Origin of the sequence: Pectobacterium versatile (assembly GCF_020166435.1) — a bacterium.
Taxonomy (GTDB): Bacteria; Pseudomonadota; Gammaproteobacteria; order Enterobacterales; family Enterobacteriaceae; genus Pectobacterium; species Pectobacterium versatile.
In genome coordinates this window covers 90534-105801 of sequence record NZ_JAINZP010000010.1, presented here as the reverse complement: position 1 = coordinate 105801, position 15268 = coordinate 90534, and the positions used below count along the sequence as shown (strand labels likewise).

At 51.9% G+C, this 15268-nt stretch carries 16 protein-coding genes; 6 read left to right on the top strand and 10 right to left on the bottom strand.

Annotation, left to right across the window (positions count from 1 at the left end):
• Positions 1-14 precede the first annotated feature (14 nt).
• A complete protein-coding gene (locus K7X24_RS13425; protein WP_211006989.1) occupies positions 15-923 on the bottom strand; it encodes a LysR family transcriptional regulator in 909 nt (302 codons plus the stop codon).
• Positions 924-1015: 92 nt separating this feature from the next.
• On the opposite strand from K7X24_RS13425, the gene K7X24_RS13420 reads away from it, so the two are divergent.
• Together K7X24_RS13420 and K7X24_RS13415 are read left to right on the top strand one after the other, a co-directional pair.
• Positions 1016-1720 (top strand): DsbA family protein, encoded by a 705-nt coding sequence (locus K7X24_RS13420; protein WP_224555309.1) that lies wholly within the window; start codon positions 1016-1018, stop codon positions 1718-1720.
• A 73-nt stretch (positions 1721-1793) separates the two neighbouring features.
• On the top strand, positions 1794-2102 hold the full coding sequence (locus K7X24_RS13415) for a monooxygenase (protein WP_103941930.1): 309 nt from the start codon (positions 1794-1796) through the stop codon (positions 2100-2102).
• 151 nt (positions 2103-2253) lie between these two features.
• Here K7X24_RS13415 and deoD read toward each other — a convergent pair whose 3' ends face one another.
• The 4 genes from deoD to deoC form a co-directional block, all read right to left on the bottom strand.
• On the bottom strand, positions 2254-2973 hold the full coding sequence (gene deoD, locus K7X24_RS13410; RefSeq protein WP_010300039.1) for a purine-nucleoside phosphorylase: 720 nt from the start codon (positions 2971-2973) through the stop codon (positions 2254-2256).
• 47 nt (positions 2974-3020) lie between these two features.
• Positions 3021-4244, bottom strand: a complete 1224-nt coding sequence (gene deoB / locus K7X24_RS13405; RefSeq protein WP_039485939.1) for a phosphopentomutase — start codon at positions 4242-4244, stop codon at positions 3021-3023.
• A gap of 89 nt (positions 4245-4333) precedes the next feature.
• Positions 4334-5662, bottom strand: coding sequence for a thymidine phosphorylase (deoA, locus tag K7X24_RS13400; protein WP_039507535.1), 1329 nt, complete (start codon positions 5660-5662; stop codon positions 4334-4336).
• A 93-nt stretch (positions 5663-5755) separates the two neighbouring features.
• Positions 5756-6535 (bottom strand): deoxyribose-phosphate aldolase, encoded by a 780-nt coding sequence (deoC, locus tag K7X24_RS13395; RefSeq protein ID WP_224555307.1) that lies wholly within the window; start codon positions 6533-6535, stop codon positions 5756-5758.
• Positions 6536-7213: 678 nt separating this feature from the next.
• On the opposite strand from deoC, the gene K7X24_RS13390 reads away from it, so the two are divergent.
• Positions 7214-7513, top strand: coding sequence for a GIY-YIG nuclease family protein (locus K7X24_RS13390; protein WP_198997447.1), 300 nt, complete (start codon positions 7214-7216; stop codon positions 7511-7513).
• A 24-nt stretch (positions 7514-7537) separates the two neighbouring features.
• On the opposite strand, the gene K7X24_RS13385 is transcribed toward K7X24_RS13390, so the two are convergent.
• Complete coding sequence (locus tag K7X24_RS13385) at positions 7538-8080, bottom strand: GNAT family N-acetyltransferase (protein ID WP_103861432.1); 543 nt, start codon at positions 8078-8080, stop codon at positions 7538-7540.
• A complete protein-coding gene (locus K7X24_RS13380) occupies positions 8074-8598 on the bottom strand; it encodes an SCP2 domain-containing protein (RefSeq protein WP_039491217.1) in 525 nt (174 codons plus the stop codon). Before K7X24_RS13380 ends, K7X24_RS13385 begins: the two co-directional genes overlap by 7 nt.
• Before the next feature lie 354 nt (positions 8599-8952).
• On the opposite strand from K7X24_RS13380, the gene K7X24_RS13375 reads away from it, so the two are divergent.
• The 3 genes from K7X24_RS13375 (at position 8953) to K7X24_RS13365 (ending at position 12199) form a co-directional block, all read left to right on the top strand.
• Positions 8953-9948: a peptidase U32 family protein gene (locus tag K7X24_RS13375; protein WP_224555305.1), complete on the top strand. Its 996-nt coding sequence runs from the start codon at positions 8953-8955 to the stop codon at positions 9946-9948.
• Between the two features lie 11 nt (positions 9949-9959).
• A complete protein-coding gene (locus K7X24_RS13370; RefSeq protein WP_211026450.1) occupies positions 9960-10838 on the top strand; it encodes a U32 family peptidase in 879 nt (292 codons plus the stop codon).
• A gap of 353 nt (positions 10839-11191) precedes the next feature.
• Positions 11192-12199 (top strand): luciferase-like monooxygenase, encoded by a 1008-nt coding sequence (locus tag K7X24_RS13365; protein ID WP_224555303.1) that lies wholly within the window; start codon positions 11192-11194, stop codon positions 12197-12199.
• 88 nt (positions 12200-12287) lie between these two features.
• On the opposite strand, the gene K7X24_RS13360 is transcribed toward K7X24_RS13365, so the two are convergent.
• The 3 genes from K7X24_RS13360 to nlpI form a co-directional block, all read right to left on the bottom strand.
• Positions 12288-14204, bottom strand: coding sequence for a DEAD/DEAH family ATP-dependent RNA helicase (locus K7X24_RS13360; protein ID WP_224555300.1), 1917 nt, complete (start codon positions 14202-14204; stop codon positions 12288-12290).
• Entirely contained in the window at positions 14197-14268 is a 72-nt protein-coding gene (gene yrbN, locus K7X24_RS22195) for a protein YrbN (protein ID WP_223193433.1), read from the bottom strand. Before yrbN ends, K7X24_RS13360 begins: the two co-directional genes overlap by 8 nt.
• A 110-nt stretch (positions 14269-14378) precedes the next feature.
• Positions 14379-15263, bottom strand: a complete 885-nt coding sequence (nlpI, locus tag K7X24_RS13350) for a lipoprotein NlpI (RefSeq protein WP_224555298.1) — start codon at positions 15261-15263, stop codon at positions 14379-14381.
• Between the last annotated feature and the right edge of the window lie 5 nt (positions 15264-15268).

The following is a 15268-nucleotide window of genomic DNA, read 5'->3' as shown; positions in this document are numbered from 1 at the left end:
AAACAGCAGGGACGCTAATGACGCGCATCAAAATCATATTGCTCCACGATTTTCACTAACCATGAAATGAAGCATTCAACTCTTTTGGGCAGGTGCTTTTTACTCGGGTAAAGGATTGTGACATTTTTCTCAATCAGGCTCCATGCGTTAAAAACAGGGGTAAGCATCCCTTTCTTAACATAGGCATCGGCAGCCAGATACATTCCAGGGCATACGCCGTGCCCTGACGCACAATAGGCTAATGCCAGATCTTGATCGCTAATAAATTGATGCTTCCCATTTCTGACAACAATGTGTTCCTTCGCCTTTTGCAAATGCCAAACCAGTTCTTTTTCATCATTTGCCATCCAAGATACTAATTTTTCATCCTGAAGGCTTGATGGGCACAGCGATTGTGATAATGAACTCGCTAATTCAGGCGAGGCATAAAGCTGGAAAGGTATATGGCATAACGGCCTCGCAATCAGACTTGAATCTTCCAGACTCCCGCCTCGGATAGCAAGATCGATGCTTTCCTGATGAATTTTTGCTATCGAATCATTGGACTTCAGACTGATCTGAATCTCTGGGTATTGGGAATTAAAGTCGTGTAAATGAGGCAGAATAATCCATCTGGCCACGGGAGATAACACATCTACCGTTATTCTTCCTGACAATGAATGCTGTTCAAGCTTCAGGTTCTGCTCGACCCTTTCAATATTTCTTAACAAGGCGGCACATTCTTCGAAGTATTCTTGTCCGGCATGTGTAATTTTCACTGCGCGTGTTGTTCTTTCAAAAAGCCTAATACCCAATTCGCTCTCAAGATCATTTATTCTTTGAGAGATTCTTGCTTTTGGAAGATTAAGTTTAAGGGCAGCCGCACTGAAACTTCCTGTTTCAGCAACATAGATAAAAGCTTGCATGGCTCTTAACTTATCCATTGTCAAAAAATCCTGAACAGTGAGTTAAATTTTATCGGATTGTACCTAAACGCCGAGGATAATAAAATCATCCCCTTCAGAAGGAGCCGACTATGCTATGTGATAATGAGACAGGCCAATGCCTGATCGATACAAAAAAAGAATTATCGCCTATTCAGGATGGGCAGACAGAAAAAGAAGCCGTGATCGTCCATTATGTCGGAGACCCAATGTGTTCCTGGTGTTGGGGAATATCTCAATCCGTCAGCCGTATAGCGGCGTTTTGTCACGACAATCACTATCAATTCACACTGACAAACGGCGGTCTTCGTGCTGGTGGGGGGGATGAGTGGAATACTTCCTTCAAAAATTTCTTACGTCGGGAATGGGAGCACATCAGTTCGAAAACAGGCCAGCCGTTTTCCTATGCTCTGCTGGATGCAGAATATTTTAATTACGATACAGAACCTGCCTGTCGTGCCATTGTCAGTGCGGAGCTCATTGCAAAAGACACCAAAATTGAGTTCTTCCGCGAGACACAAAGAAAATTCTATACGCAGTCGGAAGACCCAAAGAAAATAGAGTTTTATGAAAGCATCTGCCTTACCACTGGCATTGATTTCGATGATTTCAAAAACGTCTTCACTTCAAAATTTGCGATAGCAGAAACCATCAATGAGTTTTATAGAGCGCGTCATTTTGGTGTTAATGCTTTCCCAACAATCCTGATTGAAAAAGATAGCATGATTAAAAAAATCGCCTCTGGCTATGTAAGTGAAAAAGAAATAACCAATATATTAATTGAAAACTTATCATAAATTAAATTTCAGATTACACAGATAAAATACAACCCCATTTATAACGTTCTATTTATCTTATTGGGAATAATATATGTCGAATAAATTACTACAGCTCCACTTTAGTTTTAAGGGACCATTTGGTCATGAAATGTCTCGCCAATTGGTTGACCTTGCCGAGTCAATCAATCACGAACCGGGCTTTATCTGGAAAATTTGGACGGAGAGTGAAAAGAATCAGGAAGCAGGTGGGATATATCTCTTTAAAGATGAAGAAACGGCAAATGCTTATCTCAAGATGCATATTTCCCGTGTTAAATCATTAGGTGTTGAAGAAGTCACTTACAAAATTTTTGACGTCAATGAGCCTTTAACAGCCCTGAATCATGGGCATGCTGAATAAAAGGATTATCCCAGGGATAATGACTGCTGTATCCCACGATGTTGCATAGGCTCCGGCTCATTAGAGAGAATCTAAACCTGAACTGCACCTTACTCAGTTGAATCCTCAACTTTTGGGGTGCAATTCAAACCAATCCAAAGCCAGATTGGTATTACTCGTTATCGCCCAGCAGAACGGATTCCAGCGCGATTTCGATCATCTCGTTGAACGTGTTTTGACGCTCTTCTGACGTAGTCTGTGCACCAGTACGAATGTGGTCAGAAACGGTACAGATTGCCAGCGCTTTTGCACCGAATTCTGCCGCAACGCCATAGATACCGGCCGCTTCCATTTCCACACCCAGAATGCCGTATTTTTCCATCACGTCGAACATCTGCGGATCTGGCGTGTAGAACAGATCGGCGGAGAAGATGTTACCAACGCGGACAGAAACATCGCGTGCTTTGGCAGCATCAACGGCATTACGCACCATATCGAAATCAGCAATCGCCGCGTAGTCGTGATCTTTGAAACGCATACGGTTCACTTTAGAATCCGTACAGGCACCCATGCCGATCACCACGTCGCGCAGCTTAACATCTTCACGTACCGCACCGCAGGATCCCACACGGATGATCTTCTTCACGCCGAATTCGGTGATCAGTTCTTTCGCATAAATTGAGCAGGATGGGATACCCATGCCGTGGCCCATGACCGAAATTTTACGGCCTTTGTAAGTCCCCGTGAACCCTAACATGCCACGCACGTTGTTCACTTCGCGGGCATCATCCAGAAAGGTTTCTGCAATGTACTTAGCGCGCAGCGGGTCGCCCGGCATCAGTACAACGTCCGCGAAATCACCCATTTCTGCATTAATATGTGGCGTAGCCATGCGTTTATTCCTTAATTAATCAAGTTTCACGTAAAAAACGGTGTGTTTTACAGTATCGATTTGCCGTAGTCCATAGGCGACAGGCCAAAGTAGGCCGCGACCGTCTGCCCGATATCGGCGAAGGTTTCACGGTGACCGTATGACCCCGGCTTCACGTTCGGGCCATAGATCAACACCGGGACGTTCTCACGGGTGTGATCGGTGCCGTGCCAGCTCGGGTCACAGCCGTGGTCAGCCGTCAGAATCAGGATATCGTCACCCTTCACGCGGGACAGCATTTCTGGCAGGCGACGGTCAAACAGCTCCAACGCAGCAGCATAGCCTGGAATATCGCGGCGGTGGCCGTAGGCAGAATCGAAATCAACAAAGTTGGTAAACACGATGGTGTTGTCGCCTGCGCTATCCATTTCTTTCAGCGTGGCGTCAAACAGCGCATCGATGCCGGTGGCCTTCACTTTCTTCGTGATACCGACCTGCGCGTAGATATCCGCAATCTTGCCGACGGAAACCACTTCGCCGCCTTTTTCATCCACCATTTTTTTCAGGATGGTTGGCGCTGGCGGTTCAACGGCCAGATCGTGACGGTTGCCGGTACGTTCGAAATTGCCGGGTTTGTCGCCGATAAACGGACGTGCGATCACGCGCCCGATGTTGTAATCCCCTTCGGTCAGCTCTTCGCGGGCAATTTCACACAGCTCATACAGCTTATCCAGACCGAACGTTTCTTCATGGCAGGCAATCTGGAACACGGAATCCGCAGAGGTGTAGAAAATCGGTTTGCCGGTTTTCATGTGTTCTTCAGCCAGTTGATCCAGAATCACCGTACCGGAAGAGTGACAGTTGCCAAGATAGCCCGGCAGATTAGCGCGCTTCACCAGTTTATCCAGCAGTTCCTGCGGAAAACTGTTTTCTTCATCTTTAAAATAGCCCCAGTCAAACAGGACAGGCACACCGGCAATTTCCCAGTGACCAGACGGGGTATCTTTACCCGAGGAGATTTCGCTGGCGTGCGCGTAAGCACCGATGATGTCTGCGTTTTCATCCAGCCCTGGCGGGAACGTCCCCGTTGAGGCCTCAGCAGCTTTACCCAGCCCCAGACGGCTCAGGTTCGGCAAATGCAGCTTGCCGCTGCGCCCTTTATCCGCCGTCCCTGCTGCACACGCCTGAGCGATATGACCCAGCGTATCTGAACCGACATCGCCAAAACGTTCTGCATCAGCACTGCTGCCGATCCCAAACGAGTCGAGAACCATAATATATGCACGTTTCATTCTTTTTCTCCTGCGCAGCTATGCGCTAACGCCCTGCCGAGAGGCAGGGGAAAATCAATTCAAGACGACCACTAACCGGCCCTGTGCGATCACGCTTCTGCGCTCACTCGACGATAGACCATCGGGGTCTTTTCTGGCGCGGTGTCGCCCAGTTGGATCGCAGCACGGACTTCATTCGCCGCCTGCTGCCACTGCGCTTCCGTATTGGCGTGGATCACCGCCAGCGGGCGCTGCGCATCAACGCGCTCACCCAGACTGATCATGCTATCCAGACCGACGCTGTAATCGATCGTATCCGTGGCCTGACGGCGTCCACCGCCCAGCGAGACGACGGCCATGCCCAGCGCGCGGGTATCCATCCCAGTCACGATGCCTTCACGCGTCGCAAAAACCGGCTTGCTTAATGTCGCCACTGGCAGGTAGCGATCGTAGTGTTCGACAAAATCGCCCGGGCCACGCTGTGCAGCGACCATGCGACCAAAGACTTCGGCAGCTTTACCGTTATCCAACACGGCTTGCAGACGTGAATGCGCGTCGTCCGCCGAGCTTGCCAGTCCGCCCGCCAGCAGCATCTCGCCACATAGCGCCATAGTAACATCATACAGGCGCGGATTGCGGCTCTCCCCTGTCAGGAAACGCACGGCTTCCCGCACCTCCAGCGCGTTACCTGCGCTAGAGGCCAGCACCTGATTCATGTCAGTCAGCAATGCGCTGGTGCGACATCCCGCGTTATTCGCTACGCCGACAATCGCCTGCGCCAGCTGTTCGGACAGTTCATAGGTCGGCATAAACGCCCCCGAACCCACTTTGACGTCCATTACCAGCGCATCCAGCCCTTCCGCCAGCTTCTTCGCCAGAATCGACGCGGTGATTAGCGGGATTGAATCGACCGTGGCGGTAATGTCGCGCGTGGCGTAAAAGCGTTTATCCGCCGGAGCCAGCGATGAGGTCTGCCCAATGATCGCGACGCCAACCTGCTGGATGATGCGGCGAAAATCTTCATCATTCGGGAAAATATCCAGTCCCGGAATCGCTTCGAGCTTATCCAACGTGCCGCCGGTATGCCCTAAGCCGCGCCCGGAGATCATTGGGACGTAGCCCCCGCAGGCAGCGACCATCGGCCCCAGCATCAGCGACGTGACATCCCCGACGCCGCCGGTAGAGTGTTTGTCCACCAGCGGACCGTTCAGGTTCAGACTCTTCCAGTTCAGTACCGTGCCGGAGTCACGCATCGCCAGCGTCAGCGCCACGCGTTCATCCATCGACATGTCGTGAAAATAAATGGTCATCGCCAGCGCCGCAATCTGGCCTTCAGAGACGGTATTGTCACGAATACCGTTGATAAAGAAGCGAATCTCTTCTTCGCTCAGAGCCTTTCCATCACGCTTCTTACGAATAATTTCTTGAATCAGAAACAAGGTCTGTACTCCTGATGAATTCTGATATGGCTCAGCAGCCTGTCGCTGCGAGCACATTTGCTGTGAACAAAATCGTACGCTGTGTGCACGTAATTAGTAGCCGCCCTGCGGAGCCGCTGTCGCGTGGCCAAGCGTGGTCAGCAGGCTCGCCAGCAGACTGGATGCACCAAAGCGAAAATGCTGCGCCGTCGCCCATTCCGTGCCCATGATATCGTCCGCCAGTTGCAGGTAGATGGCGGCATCTTCCGCGTTACGCACGCCGCCCGCCGCTTTAAAGCCAACGCGCTCACCCACGCCTTTATCGCGTATCGCCTTCAGCATGATCGCCGCGCTTTCTGGCGTCGCGTTCACCGGCACTTTACCGGTCGAGGTTTTAATGAAATCGGCCCCCGCATCGATGGCAATCTCGCTCGCCTGACGGATCAGCGCTTCTTGCTTTAGCTCGCCCGTTTCGATGATCACTTTCAACAGCACATGGGCATCCTGACACACGGCTTTACATGCCTGCACCAGTTCAAAACCGATTTGAGCGTTGCCAGCTATCAGTGCGCGGTAAGGGAATACGACATCAACTTCATCAGCGCCGTAGGCTATCGCTGCCTTGGTTTCTGCAACAGCAATTGCCACATCATCATTGCCGTGCGGGAAGTTGGTCACCGTCGCGATGCGGATATCCGGCGTACCCTGCTCACGCAGGATCTTTTTCGCCAGAGGGATAAAACGTGGATAGATACAGATAGCAGCCGTTTTTCCTGCCGGGCTGTTTGCCTGACGGCAGAGTGCCGTCACGTTTTCATCCGTATCATCCTCATTCAGCGTGGTTAAATCCATCAGCGCCAGCGCGCGTTGCGCAGCCGTGGTCAGCTTGGTCATACAACACTCCAACTCGTCAGCCGGTCTAACCGGCCCTGAACATTAACTGGTGTAAACCAGCACGTTTGGCGAGCGGACTTGGTTCCTTGAAGATAGCGCTCAGGAGAAACAACCTGTAGCGGCACCGAGATCCTTCTCACCGCAATCAGCCTTCCTTTACCCTTCATTCTGTGATTATTTCAACACCGAAAGAACGACATCGAAAGAAACTATTTATTCATCAAACAATTATTCATCAGACAACAAACGATTCATCGGATATTTGAACACGCCATGCCGGACTATTTTGTGCATCTACTCACACTTGATGTAAGAGAAATGCAATAGATAGTGATTATATGTGATTTTTATCACACATACTTCTCCAGATAAGGTGCGTTCGATGAATTAACAGTGACAACCTTGTCAGCCAGATGATCTCTCTATATCGGGAAAAAGAGGGCGTCAACCACGGGCAACACGCGGGATAGAAACCGACTGCTGCGGATTGATGTCATGGAGTAAGCATAGCGGTTTCTTCCTAAACACAGGGAGAAACCGCAGGCAGAGCAGGAAATTATTTCCCTGCGGAAAGGTGGCAATCCGCAAAACAACAGCAACGTGCTACTTCACGCAGCAGAACAAGCGCCCTAAACTAACCACCAACACGACTGTTTCCGAGAAGCCGCAGACAACGCCATGACTGAACACGCCGAAGATTCTCACTGGTATCTGTACATACTGCGCACGGTCGCTGGGTCGCTGTACACGGGTATCACGACGGATGTCAGCCGCCGCCTGAATCAGCATCAAACGGGAAAAGGGGCAAAAGCACTGCGGGGAAAGGGAGAATTAACGCTGGTGTTTCACTGTCTGGTGGGCGATCGCTCAGACGCACTCAAACTGGAATATCGCATTAAGCAGTTGAGCAAAAACCAAAAAGAAAGGCTGGTACAAGACCAGCCCAAGACGCTTTGTATCTCAAACAATTTGTATTGATACGCTATCGGCTAACGAATCACGCTAGAGAAAGCGGTTAAACGGTTCAGCGTATTCCACCAGCCCGCTCGCGCTTTCAAACCCGCTTTCGCCCTCAGGACGACCTTCACCGACGACATGGTTATCCGCCAGCGGGTAGACCTGAAAAGCCGATTCACTGTCTGGCCAGCGGCAGTGCAACTGATGTTCTGTGGCCGGAACGAAGCCAAAACGAGAATAGTACGTTGGCTCACCCAGCACGACGACGGCGGTATAGCTAAATTCATTCAGCGCATCCAGTCCTTCGTAGACCAGCTTCTCCCCCACGCCCTGCCGACGCAGGCTTTCGTCTACCGCCAACGGCGCAAGCGCCACCCATTGGCGATCCTCACCGTCGATCAGCACCGGGCTGAATGCCGCGTAGCCTACTACGCCGCCTTCATCGTCAGTCGCCACAACGCCGAGTGTCAATAAGCCATCTTCACGCAGTTGATGAACCAGATCCGCTTCCGCGCCCGTTGGAAAAGCACGGCGCAATAAGTTGTCGATCCCTGCGGCATCAACGGGAATTTCCACCCGAACTAGCATGATACTGGCGTGTGATTCGCTGGTTGCACCACGCCCTCCTGTAAGCCGGCTTCAACAAAGTTCGCCAGTTGCAGCAGACCAATGCGCAGCGGCGCAGGCATAGATTCCAGCTCAATAGCGTCCATCAGGTTCTTCACATACAACCCTAATTCGGTGTCGCCCTCAATGCGCAGGCGGCGCTGGAAAAAGAGCGTATCAGGATCTTCTTTACGCGCGGCGATCAAAATCAGATCGTTCGCGTCTGCACTGAAACTGACATCCGCTGTCTCAGCGTGGCTCACGACCAAACGCCCATCGCGCAGCGTCATAAACCACTGCAAGCCAACGTCACGCACCTCAATTTTCAGCCAGCGGCTTTCGAGAAATGCCAGATCGCCCTCTTCCAGCGCCTGACGGAACTGCCAGCCCAACATCTGTTCCAAAACCTGACGCTGTAGCGCAAAGGGGGTGAACTTGAGTGGCTTACCGAATAAGCTCGGCCCCTGACGCACAATCTGCGCTCGTAGTTTTTCCAACACTGGCGTACTCCTCTTAAAGCAATCTGACTGTTCAGATAATCTGCAAACATTTTGCCACATCCACCGCAAGCGGCAGAGGTCTATGTCAATAATTTAGTCGGTTATCCGATTATGCCCAACAGATTTTGTCCTTGCGCGACGATTAGCACCATAAACTGCCTTAAATCAAAGTCCTTACCGATTTGGTTAATTAAGATTCCCAATCGTTAACAACATTCATCGACTGATAAAAAATCGCTTACGGCGACCCGCAAAGGGGTAGGCAGAACGCCCGTCATAAACGCGATATCAGTCTGAACATCATTGATCGTACCGAGCCGCTACGGCCCCGAAGGGATTAATGAAGGATTGTGTATGGAACTGCTTTGCCCCGCTGGCAACCTGCCGGCACTGAAAGCTGCCATCGATAATGGCGCAGATGCGGTCTATATCGGCCTGAAAGATGACACCAACGCACGTCATTTTGCCGGGCTGAATTTTACTGATAAGAAGCTACAGGAAGCGCGCGAGTACGTGCACCGCCACCAGCGTAAGCTGCACATCGCCATCAATACGTTTGCTCACCCGGACGGCTATCAGCGCTGGCAGCGCGCCGTGGACATGGCCGCACAGATCGGTGCCGACGTGCTGATCCTCGCCGATCTCGCCATGCTGGAATATGCCGCCGAACGCTATCCCAATATCGAGCGTCACGTGTCGGTGCAGGCTTCAGCGACGAACACCGAAGCGATCCATTTCTATCATCGCCATTTCGATGTCGCACGCATCGTGCTGCCACGCGTGCTGTCCATTCATCAAGTGAAGCAAATCGCCCGCACCAGCCCCGTGCCGCTCGAAGTGTTCGCCTTCGGCAGCCTGTGCATCATGGCGGAAGGCCGCTGCTATCTCTCTTCTTATCTGACCGGTGAATCACCGAATACCGTGGGTGCCTGCTCGCCAGCACGATTTGTACGCTGGCAACAGACCGAAAACGGTATGGAATCACGCCTGAACAATATCCTGATCGATCGCTATCAGGACGATGAAAACGCCGGTTACCCCACGTTGTGTAAAGGCCGTTATGTAGTCGATGGACAGCGCTACCATGCGCTGGAAGAGCCAACCAGCCTGAACACGCTGGAGCTGCTACCTGAATTGATGGCTGCCAATATTGCCTCCGTGAAAATAGAGGGCCGCCAGCGCAGCCCAGCCTACGTCAGCCAGATTACGCAGGTATGGCGACAGGCTATCGATCGCTGCCGCGCCAATCCTGAGACATTCGTTCCCACTCAGGCCTGGATGGATGCATTAGGTGCGGTGGCAGAAGGCACGCAGACCACGCTCGGCGCTTATCACCGTAAATGGCAGTAGCAGGAGAACACATGAAATACGCATTAGGGAATATTCTCTACTATTGGCCGAAAGAGGATGTTGAGGCGTTTTATCAGGCCGCGGTGAACAGCAGCGCCGATATCATTTATCTCGGCGAAACGGTGTGCAGCAAACGCCGTTTGATGAAGGTGGCGGACTGGTTCAACGTTGCCCGTGAGGTCGCCAACAGCGGTAAGCAGGTGGTGATTTCTACACTCGCTCTCTTACAGGCTCCGTCTGAACTTACCGAGCTAAAACGCTATGTTGAGAACGGCGAGTTCTTACTGGAAGCGAACGATCTGGGCGCAGTTAACATCGCCGCCGAACGTAACTTGCCGTTTGTCGCCGGACACGCACTCAACTGCTACAACGCGTACACCCTGCGAGTCCTGCATAAACAAGGCATGGTGCGCTGGTGCATGCCAGTCGAGCTCTCACGAGACTGGCTGCAAAACTTGCTGAATCAGTGTAACGAGCTTGGCTTTCGTCATCAGTTTGAAGTGGAAGTGCTCAGCTATGGCCATTTACCGTTAGCCTATTCCGCGCGCTGTTTCACCGCCCGTTCAGAAGACCGGCCGAAGGATGAATGCGAAACCTGCTGCCTCAGCTATCCGCAAGGCAGAAAAATGCTGTCGCAGGAGAACCAGCAGGTGTTTGTCCTCAACGGCATTCAGACGCAAAGCGGCTATTGCTACAACCTCGGCAACGAACTGGCATCAATGCAGGATCTGGTCGATATCGTCCGGCTGTCCCCGAACGATATCAGCACCCCGGCGATGCTGGATAAATTCCGCGCTAACGAACAAGGCAATGCGCCATTAACGCTGGAAAATCAGGCAGATTGCAACGGCTACTGGCGCCGCGTCGCTGGCCTTGAACTCGTTCAGTAACTCACTTCCTATCAGGGCGGCCAGCCGCCCTTTCCCCTATTCTAAATAATTCGAGTTTCAGGACAAAACGCTAGCGTTTTGAACAGCGCTTGCGCTGACCCAGAAGGGGTGAGGTCATAAGGCCGAATAACGCGGCAAGCGAAGGCATCCCGATGAGCTTACTCAAGTAAGTGATTCGGGTGACTAAGCGTAGCCAACGCACGTGCAACTTGAAGTATGACGAATATAAACGCACCTTTTGAATTACATAGCACCGCAACATTCCCTCATACTGCTCTGACTTTCATCATTGACTGACAGCGTTAGCATCCACCGAATGGGTGGAGTCAGTGAACAACAAAGTGAGCCATATTATGTCCACACCTTCTCAATCCACCGTGTTTTCCGTCCTCGATCTTGCGCCGATTCCGCAAGGTTCGATAGCGCGTGACGCCTTCCATCGCTCGCTGGATCTGGCGCAACATACAGAAAAATGGGGCTATCACCGCTATTGGCTGGCGGAACACCACAGCATGACGGGTATCGCCAGCGCGGCGACGTCGGTGCTGCTTGGCTATCTTGCCTCGGGCACACAACGCATCCGTCTCGGCTCCGGCGGCGTGATGCTACCGAACCACTCACCGCTCGTCATCGCCGAGCAGTTCGGTACGCTGGAATCGCTGTACCCCGGCCGTATCGATTTGGGATTAGGTCGCGCACCCGGTACCGACCAGCGCACCATGATGGCGCTGCGCCGTCACCTCAATGCCGATATCGAAGATTTCCCGCGCGATGTGCAGGAATTGCAACGCTATTTCGCCGATGCACAGCCGGGTCAGGCAGTACAGGCCGTCCCCGGACAAGGTCTACACGTTCCGATCTGGCTATTGGGATCGAGCCTGTACAGCGCACAATTAGCCGCGAGACTGGGTTTACCTTTCTCCTTTGCCGCTCATTTCGCCCCCGATATGTTGCTGGAAGCCTTCCGACTCTACCGTGAAAACTTTGTCCCTTCCGCTACCCACGCCAAGCCCTACACGATGGTTTGCGTCAATGTGGTTGCAGCCGATAGCGATCGGGATGCGCGCTTCCTCTTCACCTCGATGCAGCAACAATTCATCAACCTGCGCCGTGGCACGCCAGGCCCGCTGCCCGCGCCGGTAGAAAACATCGATACGGTCGGATCACCTGCCGAGCAGTTTGGTACTGATCAAGCACTGCGGCTGTCGATTGTTGGCGATAGCGCGAAAGTCCGTCATGGATTGCAGAGCCTTTTGCGTGAAACGCGGGCGGATGAAGTGATGATTAATGGTCAAATTTTTGACCATCAGGCACGACTGCGATCGTTTGAAATCGCGATGGATGTACTGCAGACGCTGTAATATCGAACGAGTGAGTTTATTCTGGCTAAAAAAACGACCCGTTCAGGGTCGTTTTATATTGCAGCAGATTTTTTAAATCAATCGTAGCTTATGCGTCAGCAGGACGACGACGTGGAGCACGCGGTGCAGCGGCATCACGATTGAAAGAACGTTCGCGACGCTCACCGCCGTTAGCGTTACCTTCACGGCGTTCACCACCGCCGAAAGAGCGGCGTGGCGCTGCGCCATCACGACGTTCGCCGCCCGCGCCCGCAGGACGACCACCACCACGACGTTCTGGCTGTGCGACTGCATCACCCAGCAATTGCATATTCATTGGTTTGTTCAGAATACGCGTGCGGGTAAAGTGTGATAACAGGTCGCCCGGCATACCTTTCGGCAGCTCAATCGTCGAGTGAGACCCGAACAGCTTGATGTTACCGATGTAGCGGCTGCTGATATCACCTTCGTTGGCGATAGCACCAACAATGTGGCGAACTTCAACGCCGTCATCACGACCCACTTCGATACGATACAGCTGCATCTCACCCGCATCACGACGCTCACGACGCTGTGGACGGTCACCATCACGGGGTTGGGAATCACGGGAATCGCGAGCATCGCGGGGTTCACGACGACGATCGCCACGTGAATCACTACGAGACTCATCACGATCGCGGTATTCACGACGCGGACGGAATGCCGGATCTGGCGGCAGAATCAGAGGACGTTCGCCTTGCGCCATTTTCAGCAGCGCAGCAGCCAGCGTTTCAACATCCAACTCTTCCTGCGGTTGCAATTTCGTCAACAGCGCACGGTACATATCCAGATCGCTGCTTTCCAGCTGTTGCTGTACTTTAGCGGCAAATTTAGCCAGACGGCGCTGACCCAGCAATTCTGCATTTGGCAATTCCACTTCAGGAATTGTCAGCTTCATTGTGCGTTCAACGTTGCGCAGCAGGCGGCGTTCACGGTTTTCAACAAACAGCAGTGCGCGACCTGCACGGCCTGCGCGGCCAGTACGACCAATACGGTGGACGTAAGACTCCGAATCCATTGGGATGTCGTAGTTCACTACCAGGCTGATACGCTCAACATCCAGACCACGTGCCGCAACGTCGGTTGCAATCAGGATATCCAGACGACCATCCTTCAGACGCTCCAGCGTTTGTTCACGCAGCGCCTGATTCATATCACCGTTCAGCGCGGCGCTGTTGTAACCACTGCGCTCCAACGCTTCTGCCACTTCCAACGTAGCATTTTTGGTACGAACGAAAATAATCGCCGCATCAAAATCTTCCGCTTCTAGGAAACGTACCAGCGCTTCATTTTTACGCATACCCTGCACTGTCCAGTAGCTCTGGCTGATGTCTGGACGCGTAGTCACGCTTGATTGGATGCGAACTTCCTGTGGATCTTTCATGAACCGACGCGTAATACGACGAATCGCTTCTGGCATGGTTGCAGAGAACAGCGCAGTCTGATGCGCAGCAGGGATCTGAGCCATGATGTTTTCAACATCTTCGATGAAGCCCATACGCAGCATTTCATCGGCTTCATCCAGCACCAGACCACTCAGATTGGACAGATCCAGCGTGCCACGCTTCAGGTGATCCAACAGACGGCCCGGCGTACCAACAACGATTTGTGCTCCACCACGCAAAGCGCGCAGTTGCACGTCATAACGCTGGCCGCCGTATAAGGCAACAACGTTAACGCCATGCATATGCTTGGCAAAATCATTACAGGCTTCAGCAACCTGAACAGCCAGCTCACGAGTTGGAGCCAACACCAGCATCTGCGGCGCTTTTAACTCAGGTTTTAAATTATTGAGTAATGGCAGAGCAAAAGCCGCCGTTTTACCGCTGCCAGTCTGTGCCATACCCAACACATCGCGACCGCTCAGCAGGTGAGGAATACATTCAGCCTGAATCGGCGATGGTTTTTCATAGCCCAGATCGGTCAGGGCATTAATAATAGGAGCAGACAGCCCCAAATCGGAAAAAGAAGTAAATAAATCAGTCATGTACACGTGCCTCATTAAACATGGCGGCCAGTCTACATAACTCATCGTGAAAATTTTCAGTCATTTTCATTGAAAAGTGTGAACCGGCTCAAATTGGATTAAAAAGCGAACAAAAAAGCCCTCACCCGTGAAGGCGATAACCGAAGTTTTTCAGGCTGATTAAGTGTTCGTCAGCTATTGCTGGTCCGATCCTGATAGGTCGTCTTGCTCTTGGCCTAATAGCGCCAATTCCAACAATGCATAGCGGTGCTCAACAAAGTTATGAACATTGTTGGCAACCGTCAGCTTGAACAGCGCCAAAGCGGTGTTCTTGTCCCCCAGACTTAGGTAGTGCTTACCTAAATAGAAGTCAGTTTCACTGAGATGCTCAGCGAGCGAAGTGTTATCCGTAGCTTCTTCCTGTAAACGCTGCATCAATGTTTTTTCACTGATACTGCCCAGGTAGAATTCGACAATATTCCATCCCCAAGGCCCTTTCTTGGCGTCGTCATAGCGTTTCTTCAACGCAATTTTGGCCGTCTCTGGATTGATTTCTCGCTCCACAAGATACAGCCACAACGAACGGAAAGGATCATTCGGATCGTCTCGATAAAACGCCAGCAGATCATCCTGCGCTAACAGATAGCGACCGCCGTAATACAAAGCGATGCCACGGTTTAAACGCGCGTAATTGTAAGTTGGATCAAGCTCTAGTACAGAATCAAACGCTTCATAGGCAGCATCAAAATTGCCTGCCTGCGTTAAATAGATACCCAAATAGTTAAAAACTTCTGGAATATCAGGGCGGATCGTCAACGCTTGTGAAAAATCATTCCGCGCCAATGCCCGTAACCCGAGACTATCATACAGCACTCCGCGCTCATATAATAGCTGTGCTCGCTCATCATCGGTTAATGCCCGGCTTGCAAGGATTTGTTCCATGCGTGCCAAGATTACTTCCTGCTGCAAAGTAGGCTGTAACGGAATCGCCAATACTACGTCTTTACGCCAATCCGTGTTGCTGCATCCTGCCAGCATGAGTGCTGTTGCAACATAACACCAGCGCAAGAAAGGCTTCATTTCCC